This window comes from Collinsella sp. zg1085 (genome assembly GCF_018889955.1).
Taxonomy (GTDB): domain Bacteria; phylum Actinomycetota; class Coriobacteriia; order Coriobacteriales; family Coriobacteriaceae; genus Collinsella.
The window spans coordinates 928,867-952,005 of record NZ_CP076545.1 but is presented as its reverse complement, the minus strand read 5'-3'; the positions used below and the strand labels follow the sequence as shown (position 1 = coordinate 952,005).

The 23,139-nt window shown below is 47.4% G+C and carries 25 protein-coding genes and 1 tRNA gene; 25 read left to right on the top strand and 1 reads right to left on the bottom strand.

The features are described 5' to 3' along the window. Positions 1-26: 26 nt before the first annotated feature. The 24 genes from KPC83_RS04020 (at position 27) to KPC83_RS03905 (ending at position 21,329) form a co-directional block, all read left to right on the top strand. On the top strand, positions 27-2,060 hold the full coding sequence (locus KPC83_RS04020; RefSeq protein WP_216277994.1) for an ABC-F family ATP-binding cassette domain-containing protein: 2,034 nt from the start codon (positions 27-29) through the stop codon (positions 2,058-2,060). Then, entirely contained in the window at positions 2,047-2,355 is a 309-nt protein-coding gene (locus KPC83_RS04015; RefSeq protein ID WP_216277993.1) for a hypothetical protein, read from the top strand. The genes KPC83_RS04020 and KPC83_RS04015 overlap by 14 nt, the downstream gene beginning before the upstream one ends. Before the next feature lie 2 nt (positions 2,356-2,357). Continuing rightward, the gene (locus KPC83_RS04010) at positions 2,358-3,053 is read left to right on the top strand and encodes a site-2 protease family protein (RefSeq protein WP_216277992.1); all 696 of its coding nucleotides are present in this window, start codon (positions 2,358-2,360) and stop codon (positions 3,051-3,053) included. Positions 3,054-3,098: 45 nt separating this feature from the next. Then, positions 3,099-3,899 carry a ScpA family protein gene (locus KPC83_RS04005; RefSeq protein WP_216279257.1) on the top strand — a complete coding sequence of 267 codons (801 nt, stop codon included), beginning with the start codon at positions 3,099-3,101 and terminating at the stop codon, positions 3,897-3,899. Positions 3,900-3,902: 3 nt separating this feature from the next. Further along, the gene (gene scpB, locus KPC83_RS04000; RefSeq protein WP_216277991.1) at positions 3,903-4,607 is read left to right on the top strand and encodes an SMC-Scp complex subunit ScpB; all 705 of its coding nucleotides are present in this window, start codon (positions 3,903-3,905) and stop codon (positions 4,605-4,607) included. 40 nt (positions 4,608-4,647) lie between these two features. Then, positions 4,648-5,397: a pseudouridine synthase gene (locus KPC83_RS03995; RefSeq protein ID WP_253200863.1), complete on the top strand. Its 750-nt coding sequence runs from the start codon at positions 4,648-4,650 to the stop codon at positions 5,395-5,397. After that, positions 5,394-6,071: a (d)CMP kinase gene (gene cmk / locus KPC83_RS03990; RefSeq protein ID WP_216277990.1), complete on the top strand. Its 678-nt coding sequence runs from the start codon at positions 5,394-5,396 to the stop codon at positions 6,069-6,071. The genes KPC83_RS03995 and cmk overlap by 4 nt, the downstream gene beginning before the upstream one ends. Further along, positions 6,068-6,790: a 1-acyl-sn-glycerol-3-phosphate acyltransferase gene (locus KPC83_RS03985; protein ID WP_216277989.1), complete on the top strand. Its 723-nt coding sequence runs from the start codon at positions 6,068-6,070 to the stop codon at positions 6,788-6,790. The genes cmk and KPC83_RS03985 overlap by 4 nt, the downstream gene beginning before the upstream one ends. A gap of 2 nt (positions 6,791-6,792) precedes the next feature. Next, on the top strand, positions 6,793-7,677 hold the full coding sequence (locus KPC83_RS03980) for a 4-hydroxy-3-methylbut-2-enyl diphosphate reductase (RefSeq protein WP_216277988.1): 885 nt from the start codon (positions 6,793-6,795) through the stop codon (positions 7,675-7,677). Beyond that, a complete protein-coding gene (locus KPC83_RS03975) occupies positions 7,653-9,101 on the top strand; it encodes a DUF512 domain-containing protein (RefSeq protein WP_216277987.1) in 1,449 nt (482 codons plus the stop codon). The genes KPC83_RS03980 and KPC83_RS03975 overlap by 25 nt, the downstream gene beginning before the upstream one ends. An 18-nt stretch (positions 9,102-9,119) precedes the next feature. Beyond that, the gene (gene der / locus KPC83_RS03970) at positions 9,120-10,463 is read left to right on the top strand and encodes a ribosome biogenesis GTPase Der (RefSeq protein ID WP_216277986.1); all 1,344 of its coding nucleotides are present in this window, start codon (positions 9,120-9,122) and stop codon (positions 10,461-10,463) included. Between the two features lie 9 nt (positions 10,464-10,472). Then, positions 10,473-11,147, top strand: a complete 675-nt coding sequence (gene plsY / locus KPC83_RS03965) for a glycerol-3-phosphate 1-O-acyltransferase PlsY (protein ID WP_253200862.1) — start codon at positions 10,473-10,475, stop codon at positions 11,145-11,147. Beyond that, positions 11,144-12,148, top strand: a complete 1,005-nt coding sequence (locus KPC83_RS03960; protein ID WP_216277985.1) for an NAD(P)H-dependent glycerol-3-phosphate dehydrogenase — start codon at positions 11,144-11,146, stop codon at positions 12,146-12,148. The genes plsY and KPC83_RS03960 overlap by 4 nt, the downstream gene beginning before the upstream one ends. Before the next feature lie 8 nt (positions 12,149-12,156). Beyond that, entirely contained in the window at positions 12,157-12,840 is a 684-nt protein-coding gene (gene rpe, locus KPC83_RS03955; protein WP_216277984.1) for a ribulose-phosphate 3-epimerase, read from the top strand. Next, positions 12,837-14,003 carry a cysteine desulfurase family protein gene (locus KPC83_RS03950; RefSeq protein WP_216277983.1) on the top strand — a complete coding sequence of 389 codons (1,167 nt, stop codon included), beginning with the start codon at positions 12,837-12,839 and terminating at the stop codon, positions 14,001-14,003. Before rpe ends, KPC83_RS03950 begins: the two co-directional genes overlap by 4 nt. Further along, positions 14,003-14,797, top strand: a complete 795-nt coding sequence (locus KPC83_RS03945) for a Nif3-like dinuclear metal center hexameric protein (RefSeq protein ID WP_216277982.1) — start codon at positions 14,003-14,005, stop codon at positions 14,795-14,797. The genes KPC83_RS03950 and KPC83_RS03945 overlap by 1 nt, the downstream gene beginning before the upstream one ends. 2 nt (positions 14,798-14,799) lie before the next feature. Next, a complete protein-coding gene (locus KPC83_RS03940) occupies positions 14,800-15,519 on the top strand; it encodes a zinc ribbon domain-containing protein (protein ID WP_216277981.1) in 720 nt (239 codons plus the stop codon). Positions 15,520-15,530: 11 nt separating this feature from the next. Then, positions 15,531-16,730, top strand: coding sequence for a bifunctional phosphopantothenoylcysteine decarboxylase/phosphopantothenate--cysteine ligase CoaBC (gene coaBC, locus KPC83_RS03935; protein ID WP_216277980.1), 1,200 nt, complete (start codon positions 15,531-15,533; stop codon positions 16,728-16,730). Between the two features lie 131 nt (positions 16,731-16,861). Beyond that, positions 16,862-16,938, top strand: a tRNA-Pro gene (locus KPC83_RS03930). Positions 16,939-17,186: 248 nt separating this feature from the next. Continuing rightward, the gene (locus KPC83_RS03925; protein WP_216277979.1) at positions 17,187-17,900 is read left to right on the top strand and encodes a CDP-alcohol phosphatidyltransferase family protein; all 714 of its coding nucleotides are present in this window, start codon (positions 17,187-17,189) and stop codon (positions 17,898-17,900) included. A gap of 33 nt (positions 17,901-17,933) precedes the next feature. Beyond that, complete coding sequence (locus KPC83_RS03920) at positions 17,934-18,365, top strand: FHA domain-containing protein (RefSeq protein ID WP_216277978.1); 432 nt, start codon at positions 17,934-17,936, stop codon at positions 18,363-18,365. 2 nt (positions 18,366-18,367) lie between these two features. Further along, positions 18,368-19,210 carry a MerR family transcriptional regulator gene (locus KPC83_RS03915; protein ID WP_216277977.1) on the top strand — a complete coding sequence of 281 codons (843 nt, stop codon included), beginning with the start codon at positions 18,368-18,370 and terminating at the stop codon, positions 19,208-19,210. Between the two features lie 24 nt (positions 19,211-19,234). Then, positions 19,235-19,765, top strand: coding sequence for an adenine phosphoribosyltransferase (locus KPC83_RS03910; RefSeq protein WP_216277976.1), 531 nt, complete (start codon positions 19,235-19,237; stop codon positions 19,763-19,765). A 133-nt stretch (positions 19,766-19,898) separates the two neighbouring features. Further along, complete coding sequence (locus KPC83_RS03905) at positions 19,899-21,329, top strand: Sapep family Mn(2+)-dependent dipeptidase (RefSeq protein ID WP_253200861.1); 1,431 nt, start codon at positions 19,899-19,901, stop codon at positions 21,327-21,329. A gap of 150 nt (positions 21,330-21,479) precedes the next feature. On the opposite strand, the gene KPC83_RS03900 is transcribed toward KPC83_RS03905, so the two are convergent. Then, positions 21,480-22,103 carry a DUF1836 domain-containing protein gene (locus tag KPC83_RS03900; protein ID WP_216277975.1) on the bottom strand — a complete coding sequence of 208 codons (624 nt, stop codon included), beginning with the start codon at positions 22,101-22,103 and terminating at the stop codon, positions 21,480-21,482. Positions 22,104-22,229: 126 nt separating this feature from the next. Between KPC83_RS03900 and KPC83_RS03895 the strand changes: the two genes are divergently transcribed. Beyond that, on the top strand, positions 22,230-23,111 hold the full coding sequence (locus KPC83_RS03895; protein WP_216277974.1) for a DegV family protein: 882 nt from the start codon (positions 22,230-22,232) through the stop codon (positions 23,109-23,111). The last annotated feature ends 28 nt before the right edge of the window (positions 23,112-23,139 follow it).

The following is a 23,139-nucleotide window of genomic DNA, read 5'->3' as shown; positions in this document are numbered from 1 at the left end:
CTTTTTCGTATGGAGGTCGAGCTTTTATGATTCTCAGTCTCGACAAAATTGAAAAGAGTTTTGGTGCGCGACAGCTTCTCAGTGCTGCTAGCTTACAGATTAATGCTGGGGAGCGCTATGCCTTGGTTGGCCCTAATGGTGCAGGTAAAACAACCTTACTAAAAATTATTATGGGCACAGAGCATGCTGATGCAGGAGCTGTCACGCGCGCCAAAGACAGCAGTATTGGCTACCTTGAGCAAGAGTCTAACCTAGCAGGAGATAAGAGTATTCTTGATGAGGTTATCTCTGCTGCTGTTGAAATTCAAAATCTAGGCATGCGTGCTCACCAGCTTGAGCTCGACATTGCTGAGGCAGAAAAACGGTGCTTAAGTTCAGCTCGGGTAGAAGAACTGCTCCAAGAGTATGGGCAGGTTCAACATCTCTTTGAGCAACTTGGTGGTTATGAGCTTGAAAGTAATGCTCGTCAAATCCTTGCTGGTCTTGGCTTTTCAGTTAACGCATTTTCAAAACGCTGCTCTGAGTTTTCGGGCGGTTGGCAAATGCGTATCTCACTCGCCAAGCTGTTCTTGCGTCATCCCGATGTTTTATTGCTTGACGAACCAACCAACCATCTTGACCTTGAAAGTGTTCAGTGGTTGAAAAGTTTTATTGCAAGCTATCAAGGTGCGGTTCTCATGGTTTCACATGACCGCAGTTTTATGGATGCAACCTGTGATCATATTGCTGCTCTTGAAAACCGGCGTATTACCGTTTATACCGGTAATTACTCTTCCTATCTTAAGCAGCGTGAGGATAATCTTGAGCAAATGCGTGCAAAGCGAGCAGCTCAAGAGCGCGAAATTGCTCATATGCAGGTGTTTGTTGATAAATTTCGCTATAAGGCAACTAAGGCAGTGCAGGCACAGGAACGTATGCGGCGTATTGAGCAGATTAAGCAAGAACTGGTCATATTGCCTGAAGGCAGAAAGAAGCTTTCCTTTCATTTTCCTGACCCGCCGCGCACAGGCGATATGGTTGCCAAGCTTGTTGATGTGTCAAAACAATTTGGCGCACAGTCGGTTTATAACAATGTCAATTTCACGCTGTATCGCGGTGACCGTGTAGCCTTAGTAGGACCTAATGGTGCTGGTAAATCTACGCTCTTAAAATTGCTTCTTGGACAAGAGATACCTACAGACGGTAAGCGTGAGCTTGGTCTTAATGTTGGTGTTGCGTATTATGCACAGCATCAGCTTGAAGGTCTCAATGAAGCGCATAGTGTGGTACAAGAAATTGATGAGGTAGCCCCTGCTTGGACTATGCCACAAATTCGCAGTCTACTTGGCGCATTCTTGTTTGGTAACGATGACCTTGAGAAATCGGTTCGCGTGCTCTCAGGTGGCGAGCGAGCACGTCTTGCCTTAGCTAAAATGCTTGTTGCGCCAGAAGCGCTTCTTTGTTTGGACGAGCCAACGAACCATCTCGATATTGATTCGGTTGACATGCTAGAGGACGCGCTTAAGCGTTTTCCGGGAACGATTGTTCTCATTAGCCACGATGAGCATCTGGTTCGCGCTATTGCTAATAGAATCATAGACATTCGCGATGGCAAGGTCACCGTATATGATGGCGACTATGACTACTATCTGTTTAAGCGTGAAGATCTTGCTCAGCGTGCGCGTGCTGAGGCATCACAGAATGCGAGCACGCCAGCTGTGAGGGCTACCTCATCCACTCAAAGCCACGCCCAAGATGCTCCTCAAGCTGCGCCATCAAGTGGTTATAAAACGCGTGAACAGCGTCGTCGTGAAGCTGAGGTGCGCCACGCACTCAATCAAAAACTTAAGCCAGCAAAACAGCGGCTTGCGCGCATAGAATCAATGCTTGAGAAAAAGCGTGTGCGCTATGAGGAGCTTATGGTGCTCATGGCCGATGAGCAACTCTATGCTGATAGCAATGCATTTAACGAGGCGCTGCGTGAATACACTGAGTTAAAAACTGAGCTTCCAAAACTTGAAGATGAGTGGCTTGAACTCACCGAGCAGATTGAAGAGGAGACTCAACGTGCATGCCTATAAAGCGGGAGCCTTGGTGCTTGCTTGCATTGCTTGGATTTGCCGCATACTTGCCCAGCTTACAGCCGCACTGATTGTTGTTATGTGTTTTGCAGGTCTTTCGGTAAAGCTTGGCTTGGCTGGCTTTATTGTTGAGCTCTCTGCCTCGCTGCCTCCGCTCTTAGCTGGGTACGGGCTCATTTCAACACCGTTTGGCGGTGTGTTTCGCTTCGATATAGCCTGTCTTGTTGTTATCTTATGTCTCATTGATTATGTGTGTTTGCGTATTGCAGCACAGCTTAGGAAGAGGTCGTACTAGATATGAACATCCTGCCTGAAGGGCTACCCCTTCTTCTTATCCAAGTCCTTGTCTTAATCATAAGTATTACCGTGCACGAAAGCGCACATGCCCTTGTGGCATATATGTTAGGAGATGAAACCGCACGCTCACGTGGGCGCATCTCGCTAAACCCTCTAAATCATATAGATTATTTTGGCACTATAATCTTACCAGGTCTTATGCTTATGACTGGAGGTCCTGTTTTTGCTTTTGCAAAACCGGTTCCCGTATATCTTGGTAATCTTAAACATCCTAAACGTGATGAAGTTCTGGTCTCGCTTGCAGGACCTGTCTCAAACCTTGTTTTAGCTGGCATTGCCACTCTAGCCCTGCGCATACTCGTTCAGCAGGGATTTATAGGCTCTCTTATTGTGCAGCAGCTTAGTCCTAACATGTTGTATCTCTTGTGCACCTATGGCATTACTATCAATCTTACGCTCGCATTTTTTAATCTCATTCCCATTCCACCGCTCGATGGTTCATCAGTGCTCGTCTTTTTCTTGCGCGGTAAGGCGCTTTTGGCTTATTACCGTATGCAGCAATATGCCATGCCAATCTTGTTAGGTATCTTGTATATTCTTCCAGAGCTTTTGCATATCGATTTGCTACAGCTCTACTTTGGTGCAACCGTGTATCCCTTAACTGACATGCTCTTTACTATCGCTTTGGGTCTGTAGAGTACGCTACACTAGGTGGTATTGAAGTAGGGTAAAGGAGTAGCTCTGAGTTACCGTGTCACGACAGCCGCTTATTCAGGTCCTTTTGACCTTTTGTTGCAGCTTGTTTCGAAGCAAAAGGTTGATATTGGCTCAATTTCTATCGCAGAGGTAAGCGAGCAATATTTGTCTGAGCTTGACCGCTTGGAATCGCTTGACCTCGATATTGCAAGTGATTTTCTATTGGTAGCGGCTACCTTGTTAGACATTAAAGCGCAAAGCCTTGTACCCGATGATAGGGCCTCCTCAGCACTTGATGAAGATGATGAGTCGGAGCTTTCTGACCTATCAGGCGAGGCATTGCGTGAGGTGCTCATTCAGCGTCTTATTGCCTATAAACAATTTCGCGGAGCAGCTACAGCACTTGGTGCACGTATGGAAGCCGAATCTCGCATGCATCCTCGTGTAGCAGGTCCAGATCCAAACTTTTTGAATCTTATGCCTGACTATCTGGCGGGCATAACACTTCGAGGTCTTGCAGTGTTGTGCGCTGATATTGATAGTAAACGTCAACATTTCTTACTTGAGGCAGAGCATGTAGCGCCGCGACGTATTCCTCTTGAGCTCAGCGTTGCCTCGGTGGATAGGCTTACTCAGGTGCGCCCACATACTACCTTTGCTGACCTTATTGAACATACGCCTACGCCTGAACAAATTGTTGTTACCTTTTTAGCCGTTCTTGAGCTTGCAAAACGAGGCTCTATAACACTGAGTCAGGCTGAACTATTTGGCACCATTTCTATTTCTCGCGTATCGGGTGCTCCTGCTTATGTAGTAGGAGACATAGATGAATCTGAGGAGCGCTAATCGATGGAATCACTACAAAGTCTTGACTTTCACACCACTAAAGCGGCTCTTGAGTCACTTTTGCTTGTTGCAACTGACCCAGTGAGTGCATCTGCGCTCGCTCAAGTTTTAGAGATTGCACCAGGTGAGGCAGCGTCTTTATTAGCAGAGCTTCAGGCAGAATATCGTGATGCAAATCGTGGTATTCAGCTTCGAGAAGTTGCTGGTGGATGGCGGCTCTTTACCCATCCCGCTTATCATGAGCACGTTGAGGCGTTTGTGCTTAGTTGGGACACACAGCGTCTGTCGCAGGCGGCACTTGAGACACTTGCCGTTGTGGCATATCACCAGCCTGTTACCCGCGAGGCCATCAAAGGTATACGCGGTGTTAACTCAGATGGTGTTTTATCTTCACTGGTAGATAAGGGGCTTATCCGTGAGCTTGGACGCGATGCTGCACATGGTCAAGCAATCATTTATGGCACTACCAACACGTTTTTAGAAAAGTTTGGCCTCCGCTCAACCCGTGATCTTCCAGACCTTGAGCAGTTTGCCCCTGATGAACAGGCACGTCAGTTTATTCGTGAACGTTTGAGTGGCCGATCGTTTCAATCAACGCTTGAAGAAACTGAGGAGGATATGCAAGAAGAACAGGAGCTGTTAGAAGATGCTTCTGCTTCTGAAGACGATATTATGATTATTGGATCTGCAAGCGATGACTTTGAATAAGCACATACAATCACATAGCGACTCGTTGGAATCTACATCTATGCAAAACTATCCTCATACCATGCGCTTACAGCGGTTTTTAGCGCGCGCAGGTGTAGCAAGTAGACGTGGTTCAGAGACGCTCATAACTGCTGGTAGAGTCTCAGTGAATGGCATCATTGTTACCGAGTTGGGCACTAAGGTAGATGCTGAGCGTGATGCAGTCTGCGTTGATTCAATTGCGGTGGCACTGGCGGATAAACCTGCATATATTATGTTGCATAAACCATCAGGTGTTCTTACCACAATGCACGACCCTCAGGGTCGGGTCTGTGTTGCCTCACTTTTGCCCGTTGATGAATTTCCGGGGCTTTTTCCAGTTGGTCGCTTAGACGCAGATACCACAGGGCTCTTGCTTGCTATGACTGACGGTCAGCTTGCGCAGAAGCTCTTACACCCTTCTGGGCATGTTTGGAAATGCTATGAGGCTCTTGTTGATGGTCATGTGATGGAGCACGAACTAGAACCGTTGCGCCAAGGGATTATGCTCGACGATGGCCCGTGCTTACCGGCTCAGGTTGAGCTTGTTGGGTATAAAGCCTCATCGTGCACACAGGTGCGTATACATATCCGTGAGGGAAGAAAGAACCAGGTAAAACGTATGTTTTCTGCTATTCATCATCCGGTTCTCACGCTGCATCGTCCTTCATTCGGTCCTCTTGAGCTTGGTTCATTGGCACAAGGGGCGTGGAGATTGCTGAGTGATTCTGAACTTGTGGATTTACATAATGCTTTGAAAGGTCAGTCATGATTGTTGCAATTGATGGTCCTGCAGGTTCTGGCAAGTCAACGATTGCCCGTGAATTTGCTGCTCGAACCGGTTTTAAGAAGTTAGACACGGGGGCTATATATCGAAGCGTTGCTGCAATATGTCTTCGTGAAAATATTGATTTTTCTGATACGGAGTCTATTCTCAAGCGCATTGAACGACTTAATCTTGATTTAGATGGGAGCCAAGCCCAAACACAGGTTATTGCTGATGGTATTGATTTGAGTGAATATATTCGCACGGCAGAAGTTGATAGAGCTGTTTCATATATTGCTACTAATGCTTCGATGCGTGCGGCGCTACTGCCTATTCAGCGCAGCTTAGCTACTAAAAAAGATATTGTTGCTGAGGGAAGAGACATTGGTACTGTTGTATTTCCTGATGCTGAGCTAAAAATCTATCTCAGCGCTGATGCACGCGTTCGAGCGCATCGCCGCGTTGCACAACGTCATGAACACGATATAACAACGCTTGATAAAGATGCATATAATCTCGAATACGTTGAGGTATTGCGCGCTATTCAGTATCGTGATGAGCAAGATGCTCAAAATATGATTCCATCTGTTGATGCTGTGCATCTTGATTCAACAGAAATGGGTATCACAGAGATTGTTGATGAGCTGATTGAGTATATGAATGAAAAGAGAGGCGCATGACAACCCGGTCCCTCGACGAGTTTTACGATAAACCGCTGCGTGAATTTCCGCTCTTGAGCCGCATATTGCTACGTTGCGCCCTCGTGATATTGTGGCTAGGAACCAAACTTTTATGGCGCTGGAGCATCGATGGTGCAACACATCTCAATGCAAGCTCAGATGCTTCTGGGCGCATCATTATATGCAACCATACCTCTATGGGTGAGGTTCCAGTTATTGTGGCACATCTTATGATGCAAGGTCGCGCGGTACGCTCGATGGCTAAGTCTGAGTTTTTCAAACACGGCCTTTTGGCGCAGGCTTTTTCACGTGCCGGTGCATTTCCGGTAGAGCGCGGTACGGCTGACATGAAGGCACTGCGTCGTGCACAGCGCGCACTTATGCGTGGTGAGGATTTGCTTATCTTTCCAGAAGGTACGCGCGTGAGAACTGATACGCAGCCGGTAGAAATTCATGGGGGATTTGCGCTTATTGCTCAGATGGCAAAAGCTCCGGTGGTGCCGATGGCGGTTTGTGGCTTTCGAGACATAACGCCGGTGGGGTCACATATTTCACTCCCACGTACCTGCTGGCTTGCTGCAGGTAGCTCGCTTAGCCTTAATGATGCTCCGGCGAGCCTTGGGCGGCGCGAGCGCTTGGCATGGCTTGAGAAAGAGGCTATGCGCCGTGTTTATGAACTTCGTGATACCTTGCGCGCACAGCACCCGGGGCGGTCATAAGCATGGGCGCTTCCATTTGCGTTGAAATTGCAGAGCATGCCGGTGTTTGCTACGGTGTTGAACGAGCACTTCGTATGACTTCTGAAGCCGCTAAAACCGCAGACAATATTACAAGCTTGGGTCCGCTCATTCATAATCCCCGCGTTGTATCAGAGCTTGTTGCACAAGGTGTAGGCGTTGCTAAAACTATTGCGGATGCGCGACAAGGCACACTTGTCATTCGGGCGCATGGTGTTAGTCCGGACATAATTCGTGATGCTCATGCCACCGGACTTTCTGTTGTTGATGCAACGTGTCCTTACGTTCATACGGTGCAGCGCGCAGCTGCTCAGCTCGTGCATGAGGGCTATCAAGTGCTTGTTATTGGCGAGATAGGACATCCTGAGGTTGAAGGCATCTTAGGGCATGCGGGCAAGAGTGCTTACGTGATTAGCTCACCTGCCGATATAGAAAAACTTACGCTTCAAAAAAAGGTTGGTGTTGTTGTTCAAACAACTCAAACAAAAGAACATGTTGAGGCAATATGCGCGGCTTTGGTGTGTCAGGTACATGAATTGCGCGTGATGAATACCATCTGCACCGCTACGCATGAGCGACAAACAAGTGCATGTGAGCTTGCTAAACGCTCTGATTGCATGCTGGTTATTGGCGGTAAAAACTCAGGTAATACGCGTCGTTTATTTGAGCTTTGTAGCCAAGTTGCACCGAGAAGCTACCACATTGAATCTGCTGGTGAGCTGGATAAAACATGGTTTTTAGATGCGTTGCATATTGGTATTACCGCCGGCGCCTCAACGCCACCTGCACATATTGAGGAAGTGCTTGATGCTCTCACTGAGCTTGTAGGGCCGTATACACTCAAATGGAATCGGATGCCTTTGGCATGAGTGCGCCTACTGTTCCTGATTATGCACAAGTCTTTGCAGACTATGGAGCCAAAACACGTCGTGCAACAGGCGAGAGTGAGTTTCGTGGCGCTCTTGTTACGCAGGTTCGACCAGAATCGCCTGCAGATGATGCTGGTATTGAAGCGGGCATGTATGTGGTTCAGGTTGCAGGTGAGCGCCTTACTGATATGGTTGTTTGGCTTTGGGAGGCGGACGGTGAAACCATTGATTTGGTTGTTTTTGACCCGCGCGACGAAAGCCTCAATAGCTGTACGCTTGACCGCTATCCAGGGGAGGATTGGGGTCTAAGCTTTAACGATGCCGTTTTTGATGGCATGCGCACCTGTGTCAATACATGTGTGTTTTGTTTTATGACGATGCTTCCCCGTGAAAGCCGCAAATCACTTATGATTCGCGATGATGACTATCGTCTGTCATTTTTGCAAGGCAATTTTGTCACGCTTACCAATATGAGTGACGCTGATGTTGCACAGGTTATTGAAAAGGGCTTAAGCCCTATGAACGTGTCTATACATGCCATTAGTCCTGAGGTTCGTACCCGACTCATCGGCAAAAACGCTGCACGGGGCATTGAAGTGCTTGAACAGCTTATGAGCGCCGGCATAGAAATTCATGCCCAAATTGTTTTGTGCCCGGATTTGAATGATGGAGAAGAGCTTAGAGCAACGCTTGGCTATTGCGAAGCGCATGAAGAAATTACCAGCCTAGGCATCGTTCCTCTTGGTTTTACCAAACATCAAAAGCGTTTTAGCTCTTCATACTCAGATGATGTTGAGCGTGCTCGTGAGATAGTCAAACTGGTGCGTCCGTATCAGGACCGTGCCTTTGAGCGCTTTGGCCGCCATACCTTTCAGTTGTCTGATGAGTTTTATATTGCGGCGCATATGGACCCACCGCCATCAGATTTCTATGATGGCTACCCTCAGTTTTACGATGGAATTGGTATGATTCGCTCATTTATGGACGACTCATATGCCTTGCTTCATCATGAGTTTTCCCGTCTTGAATCGCTTGCCCATATGTTACGTGCGCGGGGTCTTGATTTGATGGTAATTAGCGGTGAAGCAGCGCGGGGCACGGTAGCTGATTTAGTTGAGGTACGTCCTCTTACCGGCACGGTTTTCGCTATTCGCAATGATTATTTTGGCGGCAATGTGAATGTTACCGGACTGATTTGTGCTGAGGACTTGTTAGCCCAGCTGCCTCGGACGCTGAGCGGGATTATGCTCATTCTGCCCTCCATTATGTTCAACGCTGATAGGCTCACCTTAGATGGGTATCATCAGAAGGACATATTGCAAGCTCTGCGCCAGCGTGGTGCTCAGGCTTATGTTGCGCCAACAACCCCAAATGAGCTGGTGCAATTTCTTGAGCAGCAGCTTGCGCATGATGACCACCACTAAGTATCAGGAGTTCTGGCTGTGAAACCCATTGTAGCTATTGTCGGTCGTCCCAACGTGGGCAAATCGACTCTTGTAAACCGTATTGCTCAAACACGTGATGCAATTGTTCATGAGAGCCGTGGTGTCACGCGCGACCGCTCTTATCACGAGGCCGATTGGAATGGCCGCACTTTTGCGCTGGTTGATACTGGTGGCATCGAGCCGCTTAAAAGTGATGATGTATTCTCGGATGCTATTCGCGATCAGGCACTCGCGGCATGTAATGAGGCGCACGTCATTCTTTTTGTGGTTGATGGCTCGGTGGGTGTGACTGAGGAGGACGAGACGGTTGCTCGCATGCTCAAGCGCGCTGATATTCCCATATTCTTGCTCGTTAACAAACTGGATAACCCTGATAGGGAAGAGGAGCGCCTGTGGGAGTTTTATTCGCTTGGCATAGGTGAGCCACGTGCTGTTTCTGCGCTGCATGGACACGGAACAGGCGATTTGCTTGATGAGATTGTGGCTCTGTTGCCCAATGAGCAGACCGACCAGGAGCAAGAGACGGCATCTGATATATTGTCGATTGCAATCATTGGTCGCCCTAATGCGGGTAAGTCCTCACTTTTTAACAAAATTATTGGCTCTGAGCGCTCAATCGTCTCTGACATTGCAGGCACCACGCGCGATGCTATCGACACTATCGTTGAGCGTGGAAATACGACATATAAACTGGTTGATACTGCAGGTATTCGTAAAAAGAGTACGGTATATGAAAACATCGAGTATTACTCTATGGTACGCGGCTTGCGCTCAATTGATAGAGCGGACGTTGCGCTTTTAGTGGTTGATGCAACAACTGGTGTTACCGAGCAAGACCAAAAGGTTGCCAACTTGGCCATTGAGCGTGGTTGCGCCTTGGTGGTACTACTCAATAAATGGGACCTCCTTCACGACGACCGTGCACGCGATGAGGTCATGGAAACGGTTGAGCGCCGCTTAACGTTGGCACCCTGGGCATCAATACTTCGTGTCTCGGCATTAACAGGACGCTCCATCGAGAAAATCTGGGCACTCATCGATGACGCCGCCGCTGCCCGAGCTTCGCGCACTACAACCGCAAAACTTAACCAGTTCTTGCTCAATCTCCGTGAGTTTGGGCACACCATAGTTGATGGCAAACGCCGTCTAAAGATGCACTACGCCACACAAGTTGCTATTAATCCACCAACCTTTGCCTTTTTTGTTAACCATACCGATTTGGTGAGCGACAGTTATCGCCGTTATGTTGAAAACCGTCTGCGTGAGAGCTTTCCTCTGGCGGGAACTCCTATCCGCCTTCATTTTCGTAAAAAGCACGATAGTAACAAGCGCGATTCTTAAAGGGCATCTATGCAAAACATGCTGCTTGAACAACCCTGGATTGCTTGTATTGCACTCATGATAGTCAGCTACTTTATTGGGGGCATCCCGTTTGGGGTCTTACTTGGAAAGCTTTTTGGTGCAGGCGATATTCGGAGTGCTGGCTCGGGAAACATTGGCACCACGAACGCCTTGCGTGTTGCTGGACCTGTTGTTGCTGTATTGACGCTTATCGGTGACCTTGTTAAAGGAAGCCTTTGCATCATATGTGCACGTTGGCTCTTAACGCTGCTACCCGTTTCCTCTCATGATGTTCATATTATGCTTGCAGCAGTAGCACTGGCTACGTTGTTTGGGCATATTTTCTCCCCCTATTTGGGTTTTCGGGGAGGCAAAGGCATTGCTACGGGTGTTGGCATATTATTTGGCTTTTGGTGGCCACTGGCACTTATACATCTCGGAATCTTTGCTGTGCTTGTTTTGGTGAGCCGCTTTGTATCGCTTGGTTCTATCGTAACGGCCGTTTGTCTTCCCTTGAGCCTCAGCATCTTCTTTCCTGATATGCCACTTGAAGCGCGTGCTATATGGATACTGTTATCCGTGAGTGTTGTGTGGGCTCATCGCAGTAATATCGTGCGATTGAGTCAGCATCGCGAAGCGCGGATTGGTGTCCATTCCTTTACAGATAAGGGAGCAAAATCGTGAAGCTAAGTATTATTGGAGCGGGATCATGGGGCACGGCTGTAGCTGGACTCGCGGCAGGACATGCCGATACTGTCAGTTTATGGGCGCATGAGGCAGAGGTTGCTGCTGGTATCAATGAGTTTCATAAAAATCCAAGCTATCTTTCTACCTACGAGCTGCCGCTCAATATTAGTGCCCATGCCTCACTTGAAAATGCGCTTGTTGATGCTGATGGCGTTATTATAGCGGTTCCCTCAATACATCTTCGCGCTACGCTGCATGCAGCTCAGGCTTGGATTCCTTCGACCTGTCCGATTCTGTGTCTGACAAAGGGGATTGAACAGAAAAGTGGACTCTTAATGACAGAAGTCATTGCTGAAGAGCTCGGAAATCATGAACGTATTGCAGTGCTTTCTGGTCCTAATCATGCAGAAGAGGTTTGTTTGGGTTCACTTTCTGCTGCCGTGATTGCCGCTGAACATGATGATATTGCATACTTTTTTCGAAACGCGCTCATCTCTCCTCAGTTTCGCGTCTATGTTAGTCATGATGTCATAGGTGTTGAAATGTGCGCGGCTGCTAAAAATGTTATTGCGATTATCTGCGGTATCGCTGCTGGTAGTGGTCTTGGTGATAATACTTTGGCACTCATAATGACGCGCGGACTAGCCGAAATTACGCGCCTTAGTTGTGCGCGTGGGGGAGAAGCTATGACCTGCATGGGACTTGCGGGCATGGGCGATCTTGTTGCGACGTGCACCTCTGAGCATTCGCGCAATCGTATGTTTGGCGTTGCATTTGCACAAGGCACGAGCCTTGAAGCGTATCAGGCTAAGCGTCATATGGTTGTTGAAGGGGCAGCAGCGGCGATAAGTGTGTCTGAACTTGCAAAGCAGTTGGACGTAGACGCGCCGCTCACCTTTGCCTTGCACGATATTCTTATAAATGATGGCTCACCCGAAGATGCCCTCGCTCAGCTACTTGAACGTTTGCCCACCTCTGAGTTTTATGGAATTGCATAGGAGTTTATATGTCTCATTCTTCCGTTCTTATAGCGCCCTCTATTTTGTCTGCTGATATGGCGTATCTCGCACGTGATCTTGAGCGTATTCATACCGCAGACCTCATTCATTTTGATACGATGGATGGTCATTTTACAAAGAACCTTACCTTTGGACCTGATGTGTTGCGTGCGGTAAAACGTGTATCTGATATTCCGGTTGATGTACACATGATGGTATCTGACCCTGATACCATGGCTGATTGGTATGTTGATGCAGGGGCAGACATTATTACAATTCATCTTGAGGCTTCGGTTCACCTTAATCGCACTATTCAGCATCTCAAGAAGCGCGGTGTGAGAGCTGGTGTTGTTCTAAATCCAGCAACACCAGTCTTATTGCTTGAAGATATTATCGAAGACCTTGATATTGTTTTGTTGATGAGTGTCAATCCTGGTTTTGGCGGTCAAAGCTTTATTCCCAATACCCTTTCAAAGATTCGCTCTCTCAAATCACTTTGTCAAGCTCATAACGTTGCTCCCCTGATTGAGGTGGATGGTGGCATATCTGCTGCAAATGCCGAAGAGGTAGCGCGCGCTGGGGCAAATGTGCTAGTTGCTGGGTCTGCGGTCTTTTCATCGAGCGATCCCGCGGCTGAGATTGTTCGGCTGCGTGAGTTGGGCTCACGTGCCTATCAAGGGGTTTGTGCATGAGCACAAGGCATCTCATCAACCTAGATTTTGCGGCGTCAACGCCGCTGAGACCTGAAGCGATTGCTGCTCAAGCACGCTATGACCAAGCTGATTATGCCGGTGCTAATCCACATGCCTTGCATAGCTTGGGAAGAGCTGCAGCTCGTAAGCTTGAGCGCTCAAAGCGAGAGCTTGCAACATGTTTTGGTGCGCGCGTTCAAGCTCGTGAGCTCATCTTTACCAGTGGCGGAACTGAAGCAAACAGTCTTGCTATATTTGGACTTGCTCGTGCTATACGTGAGCGAAACGCTGTGCGGAACCATGTTGTTATCTCAGCGCTTGAACACGACTCGGTATTGCATTGTGTTCCACTTTTGAAAGAACTTGGTTTTGAAGTAAGCATGCTTTCGGCAGGACGTGATGGCAGGGTATCCGCTGATATGCTGACACGTCTTGCAAACCAAAGGCTTGCACTTGTTGCATGTATGTATGCTAATAACGAAACCGGCATCGTACAGCCTATTGCTGAGCTGGCGCGCATTGCTCATGAGTCAGGTGCGCTCATGTTTTGTGATGCTATTCAAGGGTGGCTTCATCATCCTTTTGATGTTTTTGAACTTGGTGTTGATGCACTCAGCGTTGCTGGCCACAAAATTGGAGGGCCAGTCGCGAGCGGTGCGCTGTATCTCAAGGCAAAAACACCGCTTAAACCTTTACTTGCTCGTGGAAGCCAAGAGGCGGGACTTCGCTCGGGTACACAAGATGTGCGCACGATAACTGCTTTTTGTGCAGCGGCGTGCAGCGTTCATCACAGTTTGAGCCAAGATTATTCTCGTCTATTGAAAATCTCAGATTGGCTCTATGATGAATTGATGTTGATACCTGGGATTGATGCCACGGTTCCAAACATAGCGCACATGGATAGGGTGCCTGGTATTGTGTCTGTCACGGTTGAGCAGGCTTTGTCCGAAGACCTTATCTTGCAACTTGATGAGGCAGGTTTTGCCGTATCTGCCGGCTCTGCATGCACGGCTACGAGCTCGGAAACAAGTCACGTTTTGCGCGCTATGCAGGTGCCTAAACACCTATCTGAGGGCGTCTTGCGCATTTCCTTCGATGACCGTGTTTCCATGCAGGATTTGCAAGTCTTTGTTCGTACCCTACAAGATATAGTGAGTCGCTGATGAACGTTTCGCAGCTTGAACAAGAATTGTTGCAGCATGTTCCCCGTGTTGATGCTGAGGTGTGGGACCGTGTTGGTATGATTGTTGGACACCCGGACGATGAGGTATGTGGTATCGCGATAGCGCTCGATGCGTGCTTGGAAACAATTCAGGCAGCGGCAGCGCAGCATGCTAATGTGTTGCTAACGCATCATCCACTCTATATTGATACGCCTACCCAATTTGTTCCTCAATGCCGACATGCGTCCTCTGCTGGAAGTGCACTCTGTATGGCTGTTCAGTTGGGGATAAGTGTCATATCGCTTCATACCAATCTTGACCGCTCTCGTGAGGTGCGAGAGCGTATGGCAGGGCTCTTGGGGCTTGAGGCCATTTCATCCTTAGAGTTTCCCCTAGATCCTGGTCGTAATGGTTTTGGCACACTCGCGCAAACCACCCCTATAAGCATTGCTGAGCTAACAGCTCACACAGCTCAGGTATTTCAGACCGAACCGCGTGTATGGGGCAATCCTGAGCGCAGTATCACGCATATTGCGTATATGGGTGGTTCTTTAGGGCACTTAGAAGATATGCTTGCTGCTACTCCTGCTGAGCTAATTATTACCGGTGAGGCGAGCTATCATGTTTTACAAGATTTACACTATCGCGGAATTGATGCCATATTGCTCGGACATGATTGTTCTGAGATGCCGTTCGTGAATATCCTACAAGATATGGCGCTGAGCATAGTGGAGGATATTCCAGTCGTTACAATACAAGGTTCCAAACAATGGTGGACCTATCAAGGAGTTTGAGCATGAGCATGGGACAAACCTTACTCGATTTACAAGCATCTGATCTTGCTCGTATCCGTGCTAAAAAAACCTTAGCCGAGCTGCCAGAACTTAAAATGGTGGCTCAGCTTCGCCATCTCTATAAGCGCCTCAAGGCTGAAACAACACAATGCTTTGCCGAGCGTAAAGACATCGAGACTTCACTTGCCGAGCTTGATGAGCAAGAGACTACGTGCAATCAGGCGGTGTATGATGCCCAACGAGAAGCAAGTGGGCTGGATTATCGAGCGGTTCAAGACCTTGAAGTAAAGCTATCTTTACTTGCTAAGCAGCTTGATAAAATTCAACACCAGCGCACAAGTCTATGTGAGCAACTCAAAATACAAAAAGAGCGCGAGGCAGCACTTAATGATAAGCTTCAGCAGGCAGAACATGCTCTGCGCACGCAGGTTGAGGTGGCACGTGATCATGCTGATACGCTAACTTTACAGATTGAATCTGAAGAGCAATTGCATCAAAAACTCGCAGCCTCTCTGAGCTCAGACCTACTGGAGCTGTATCAAGCTGCGTCTCAGCAGTTCTCAGGACTTGCAGTTGAGTTGCTTGAAGGAAGTGTGCCTTCTCTTTGTCGCATGAAGCTCGCTGATGCAGCAGTAGAGGATCTTCATCGAGGGTCTGAGATAGGGGAGTGCCCCTACTGCCATCGTATGCTTGTTGTGTCTCGTGAAAGCAATGAGAGTTAAGAGAGCTTGCTATGCAAACTGTACTTGTTGGGGTCACTGGAGGTATTGCGGCATATAAGGCTTGTGAGCTGGTGCGATGCCTACAGAAAAAAGGGTATCGCGTTAAGGTTATGATGACGCGTCACGCTGAGTCTTTTGTAGGTGCAACGACCTTTCGAGCGCTCACGCATGAAGCGGTAGCTGTTAATCTCTTTGATAATCCGTTTGACCCCATTCATCACATTTCGCTCGCTCAAGAAGCTGATTTAGTTGTTGTAGCCCCTGCTACTGCAAACTGCATTGCAAAGATGGCAGCAGGCATTGCAGACGATATAGTGAGCAGTACCCTTCTTGCAACTCGCGCACCAATCCTTGTTGCTCCTGCTATGAATACAGGTATGTGGGAAGCAGCAGCAACACAGGATAATATCAGGCGCTTACAGCAGCGCGGCGTTTTGTTTGTTATGCCTGACTCAGGATATTTAGCATGTGGAGATACAGGCACAGGAAAACTTGCACCGGTTGAACAAATTGCCTTCACGGCAGCAGCTATGCTTTCGCAGTCATCGCAGCTAGTGGGTGAGCATATTCTAATAAGTGCTGGTGGCACACAAGAAGCAATAGATCCAGTGCGCTATATTGGCAACCGCTCATCGGGGAAATTTGGCTATGCGCTCGCCGAAGTTGCGCGGAGTATGGGCGCTGATGTCACACTAGTTTCAGGGCCAAGTAGCTGCACTGTTCCTGCAGGCGTTCATTTTGTGTCGGTGCAATCGGCGCAAGAGATGTTTGAAGCGGTTGATGCTCATTTTGATCAGGCGACGGTTTTTATTTCAGCTGCGGCAGTTGCAGACTATACACCTGTACACACTGCAACACAGAAGCTCAAAAAAGAGTATGCACCGCTTGAATCGCTTGAATTGAGACAAACCGTTGATATTCTAGCGACGATGTCTGCGCGTAAAGCCGGACGTACCGTTATTGGCTTTGCAGCAGAAACAGAACATACACTTGAATTTGCGCGGGAGAAGCTTGCTCGCAAAGGCTGTGATGCAATAGTTGCAAACGATGTTTCGCGAACAGACTCAGGTTTTGGCAGTGATACTACAGCTATTGCTTGGCTAAGCCATGCATGCGTTGAAGAGTTACCTATTATGACAAAGCGGGAGGCGGCGCGCGAAATCCTCGTGCGTGTGGCAGAACTTCGAGGGAAAGACAGTGCAAACAGATAATGAGAATCCAGCAGCTTTGAGGTAAGAGATTGTTACCAAGCGCCGTATTGAGTTTGTCGCTTATAAAGATTTTGCTTGCACTCCTATGTGTTCTTGAGTAAAGTATTCACCGTTGCAAAGAGCAACAATGTCGGGACGTGGCGCAGCTTGGTAGCGCACTTGACTGGGGGTCAAGGGGTCGCTGGTTCAAATCCAGTCGTCCCGACCATTTTTTTATATTGCATCTTCTTCAAAGATTTGAATTTGATTATTTAGCTGCTGTTTTCTAAGCGGGCTTTGTGTCTCATGGTTGCACGACATAAGGGGACTATGACTACACAAGCATGAGTTTTGATATTGAGGTGTTTTGTATAACCCATCAATTACAAAGACTTTCTTATAAGCCTCAACATATCCTAGTTTGAAGTTTCAAATATGGGTAGAATCGTTTGGGTATTAACAACACGAGGGGGTACTGTGAGTTTACGAAAGAAGATCAAAAAGGAGCTTATCGGTACATCTGATTACCCCTCCAACAAGATCTTCACGATCTCAAACTTCATTACTGCTTCGCGTCTCATTCTTACCTTTGTGTTTTTATATCTCTTCACCAACCAGCTTGATCGCACCGTCGCTCTAGTTATTTATGCGCTCGCCGCCTCAACTGATTGGATTGATGGTCAGCTTGCTCGTATGACACGTACGGTCAGCTGGCTTGGTAAGATGATGGATCCGCTCGTTGATAGAGCATTGCTTTTCACGGGCGTGCTTGGTCTTGTTATGCGCGGTGAGCTCCCTGAATGGGTCTGTTGGATTATTATGGGACGCGATGTGTATCTCTTTTTCGGTGGGCTTATTGTGCGTCGTTATCATTCACGACCTATCGACGTTACCTTTACGGGAAAAATTGCAACCGCCCTCTTTATGGCTGGGTTTACCTTGATGCTACTTGGTGTTCCTGTTATTGCAGGTCCTAACCTTTTCCCAGGATATGCAGCATTTCCTGGCATTAACGGTGCTTCAGCACCACTCGGTATTTTCTTTGTTTATTTGGGCATACCATTTTCGCTTCTTACCGCATGTATCTATACCATACGCGGCTATCAGGCCGGACGGTATGCCATAAAACATCCCGAAGCTGAAGAAGACTATCTTAATCCTGAGATTATTGATTCAAGTACGGTAGAATAAGTGCATATGCAACACATGCGCTAAGGAGCTGGTATGTCTAATTTCAATACGGTACATCCTGATACGGATTCGGCAGATTCCACGCGCGTATTTCAAATTCCACTCGATGATGCTACCGCTCCTGATTTATTAAAAAGTACACATGTCACAACACCGGTACTTTCCATTATCAAAGGGCCGCAATCGGGTAATGTGTTTACGCTTGAAGATACGCAGACCACGCTTGGTCGTGACCCAGCAAACGCTATTTTTCTCAACGATATGACGGTTTCGCGCAGTCATGCAAAAATTGTAAAAACTAAGCACGGACTCATAATCGAAGACCTCGGCTCCCTCAACGGCACATGGGTAGATGGTGCTATCATTACCTCAGCACCCCTTCATGATGGCTCGTCCATCCAAATTGGTACCTTTACGCTTATTTTCCACGAAAGTGTCCCAGTGCGCATTGAGGTAGGGGAGTAATTGTGGCTGAGCGCAGTTATCTTAGCATCGGTCAGGTTGTAAACCTTCTTCGTGGAGCCTATCCAGATCTTTCAAACTCAAAGATTCGCTTTCTTGAAGATGAAGGGCTTATTACTCCGCATCGAACGCCCAAAGGCTATCGCCAGTATTCAAAGGATGACGTTGACCGTCTTGAGGTTATTTTGCACCTTCAAAAGACGCGCTATATGCCGCTCAATGTCATTAAAGACCGCCTTGAGCGCGCGCAAGATTTGTCTATGCTTGCCTTTGAAGTGGGTTTACTCTCAGATGCGCCGCTCAAAACCGCTCCGCGCGAGAGCAAGCAAAAGCTTCATCCCATTGAAGACCTACCTAATATGCTTGGTGTTGATATTTCTTTTTTGCGCTCCCTTGCCGATAACGATTTGATTCGTATTATCCGCAGCCCACAAAACCGTGAGTTAATTGATGGGCGCGAGTTTGAGATTATTCGCTTTGCCTCTGAACTATCACGTTTTCATATTGAGCCGCGCAACCTGCGCCAATATGTATCAGCTGCAAATCGTGAATCAACCATGTTTGAACAGGTGCTCATAGGCATGCTCGGCATGGATACCTCAGATGAAGATCGCGCCTCAAAGCTTGAGCGAGCATTTACCAAGCTCCATGATCTCACTGATGGAGTGCGAACCGCGCTGATTCGTAATCGCGTCTTTGAGTCACTGAACGCCGAAATAAACGATGAAGAGCTCGAAATCAATCTCAAGCGTAGTGCACCTGCTAAGTCAGTTGCAGCAGCCTCTGCATCTAAGCCAGAAGTAATTAGAAAAAGCACGTCTAGCACCTTAAAGCGCAGTCATACCTAAGAAACACAATCAAAGGAACTCAGTATGCTTACACGTATCGATTCTCTGATAGCAGATATTCCTGATTATCCAGAGCCTGGGGTTATTTTTAAGGACATTACACCATTGTTTGCCGACCCCGAAGGCTTGCGCTCACTGGTGCAACAAATTGCTAATCATTTTCGTGATAGAGGAGTAACTAAAGTTGTTGGCCCTGAAGCACGGGGTTTTATGACCGGAACACCGGTTGCATATGAGCTTGGTGCGGGCTTTGTGCCGGCACGCAAGCCTGGTAAGCTCCCTCGTGAAACGCGCCAAATAAGTTATGACCTTGAATATGGTTCTGACACGCTTGAAATTCATGCTGATGCTATTGACCCTGACGACCGAGTTTTAATTGTTGATGACCTTGTTGCAACAGGTGGTACGGCAGCTGCAACCGGTAAGTTGGTGCAAGATTTAGGTGCAGAGCTCGTGGGCTATGCCTGCATTCTTGAGCTAGAGTTTTTACATCCGCGTATTCAATTGCAAACTGCGGGTGACCATGAGCTCTTTAGTCTTGTGAAGGTTCAGTAGATACACAGTGTAATATCAACTCAATTGGCCTTCTGGCGAGTCTCAATAACCGCTGCCCGTCTTATTTGATACGTCTACCTAAAACTGCATGAATATATCCGTATCATGTATATGCTAAGAGAAGGTGCCTAGGGTGAAAGAGAAAGGAATTCCTATGGTAGACACAGAACTTACTGAACGCATTGACGCGTGGATTGAAGCTAGATGGGAAACGATTGTTTCAGAAATTGGTACGCTTGTTGGTATTGCAAGCCAAGAGGATTTAGAGCATGCAGGCCCTGGTATGCCCTTTGGACCGGGTCCTCGCAAGGCTCTTGATGCTGGATTAGACCTATGCAAGCGCCTTGGCATGCATGCCGAAAACCATGAAGGTTATGTCGGTATTGCCGATTATCCAGGAGCAGACCCAACGAAGACCATCTGTCAAATTGCACATCTTGATACCGTACCCTGCGGCCCTGGTTGGACTCAAGATCCGCATGTTATGACGCGCCGTGAGGGCTATCTTATGGGGCGCGGAACGCTTGACGATAAAGGTCCCTTTGTTGTTGGTCTATATGCCATGCGTTTTTGGCATGAACAGGGTGTGAGGTTTCCCTATACCATGCGTATGATTATTGGTACCAACGAGGAAACCTCACTCAAAGATGTTGAGTATTATCTTGAGCATTTTGACCAGCCAACATTTCTCTTTACCCCTGACGCTGAGTTTCCTGTGTGTTATGGTGAAAAGGGGATTTATCAAGGTGTCTTTACGTCAGGCCCTATTGTTGATGGCAAAATTATTGAGTGGCATGCAGGCGAGGCTTTCAATGCAATTCCCACCGATGCGCATATCATCATCTCTGGTGAAGTAGAAAAGTTGCCTGCTGCTGAGGGTCTAACTATTTCTCAGGAAGCACCAGGGCATGTTCGCATTGCAGCTAAGGGACGTGGTGGACATGCTAGTCAACCGGCTGGCACAAAAAATGCTATTGGCATGCTGGTAGATTATCTCCTAACAAATCACCTTGTCTCCGCTGGTGAGGAGCAATTCTTAACGCTACAAAAAACGCTTATCGATGACTATACGGGTGCTGGTGTTGGCGTTGCAGCAGAGGACGAACTCTTTGGTAAGCTCACTATTATTGGTGGCATGGCATGGCTAGAAGATGGACGCCTGCATCAGTCGGTTGACTCACGCTATCCTACAACTTTCTCACGCGCTCAATTTGAAGAGCAGCTCTCCCTTGCTGCCAAGCGATTTGGTGCAAGCTATGAAACCGATAATGATACGGAGCCGTTCTACATCGATCCATCAGGCGAGGAGATTCAACGTCTCATTCGCGTCTACAATGAAGTAACCGGCGATGACCGCAAGCCTTTTACCATTGGTGGAGGTACCTATGCGCGTGAGTTTAAGAATGCTGCAGCCTTTGGCCCGGAGATGCCTTGGATTAAAGACCCTGATTGGGTAGGTCCTATGCACGGCGATGATGAGGGAGTATCTGAGGAGTTGCTCAAGAAGTCTCTCAAGATTTATATCTTAGGCATACGAGAGATTATGGAAATTAACTACGCATAAGCATGTGCTGCATGAGCGTATATGATGCTTGTATCAGCTTAGCTTAAGACACATACAAGGGGAGTGCTCTAATCTGAGTGCTCCCTTTTTTGTGAGCAGCAAAAGCTTTCGCATATCGATAGTATTTGAGTCCTTGATTTGAGCATTGCGTTATGAGGATTTTGCCCCTTCGTAGCCCGCAAACTGCAAATACGTCATCAAAAAACTGCGTGATGCAAATGCTGCAACGGCTGAGCGAACAAGCAGTGACTCACGTGTAATGATAGTGGCACTATCAGCAGGTATTGCGCTACCCGGTATAAAAGCTGTGGTGAGCGCTGCTTTCAATTCATGAATGACATAGTTATATGCAACATGATCGGGGTAACTCACTTGCTGCATCCGAAAAATCTTATGAATAGCAGCAATAGGCATAAATTGCTTAAAAAGACAAATGATAATGAACCTGGCAATTTGACGGCGATGATACAGCTTTTTTGTAGGAGCTTGCACAAGTTGTGCCTTTACATAGTTGTTAATCATGGCAGGTGTAATCCATGCCTCATGTGCAGGCGTTGAAAGTGGTGCTAAAGCTGATTCAATGTAGCTTACCACTTGCTCTCGATACAGGCCTATATCAGGCAATTCTTCAAAGCGGGGAAGTGACATATCCAAAATCTGCTGAACCGAGCTTGAACTTAAAAAGCTATCAGGCAGTACATGTGGAGCTAAATCGGATGCAGTAATGGTGTCAGAGACATCTGACATGGGTATAACTGAAGCTTGTGTTGTCATGCTACCACCTTAAACATGCTTATGCTTTGTATCTATAGAGCATATTATATCAATTGATGTAGTTTTTAATATGAGCTTATCTAATGAGCGCTATACTGTGACTATCTTAAGAAGAAGGGTGTTCTTATGTCATGGTGTATCGCTGCAGACTCAAGTTGCAATTTTTTGTCATTTACCCCAACATCACCTGATTGCATCTATGGTGTTGCACCACTGAGCATTTTGGTTGATGGGGTTGAATATGTTGACTCTGATGATTTGTCTGTACAAGAGCTTATTGCAGCCTTTACCAGCCCGCACGCCATGTCAACTTCAAGCGCCTGTCCAAGCCCTGGAGATTGGGCAAAGCTTATGCGCAGCGCTGATAATGTAATCTGTGTCACCATTGGTTCTAAAACCTCAGGAAGTTATGACTGCGCTCTAACAGCAAAGCAAATCGTCATGGATGAATATGAGTCTTTGCATCCAGACCAAGAGGGCGGTAAGCGCATTCATGTAATTGACTCTAAAGGCGCTGGCGCACAGCTTGAAGTTTTAATCCATCGCCTCGATAGCTATATTGCACAAGGTTTGAGTTTTGATGAAATTGTTTCCAACATGGAGGCTTTTATTGAAACAACCCATGTGTATTACTCGCTCAGTAGTTTTGACAATCTCGTTAAGGCAGGTCGCTTACCTCGTCTTGTAGGCACGCTTGCATCAAAACTCAATATCCGTCTGTTGGGAAGCACTGCTGCAGATGGCGCCCTTCGTGCAGTTGGACCCACGCGCGGTGAAAAGAAAACCTTCAAAAAAATAATCGATTGTCTTGTACATGATAATTTTGGCGGTGGTGTTGTCTACATTGACCACGTTAATAATGAGCCAACCGCATTACTGCTGAAACAAGAGATAGTAAACATCTGGCCCGAGGCTGAAATTCATATCTGTGCGTGTCGTGGACTATGTTCATACTATGCTGAGGTCTCAGGTATTATTATCGCCTTTGAATCAGAAACACAACGCTAAGTTGAGCCCTGCAGCATACAAACTCAGA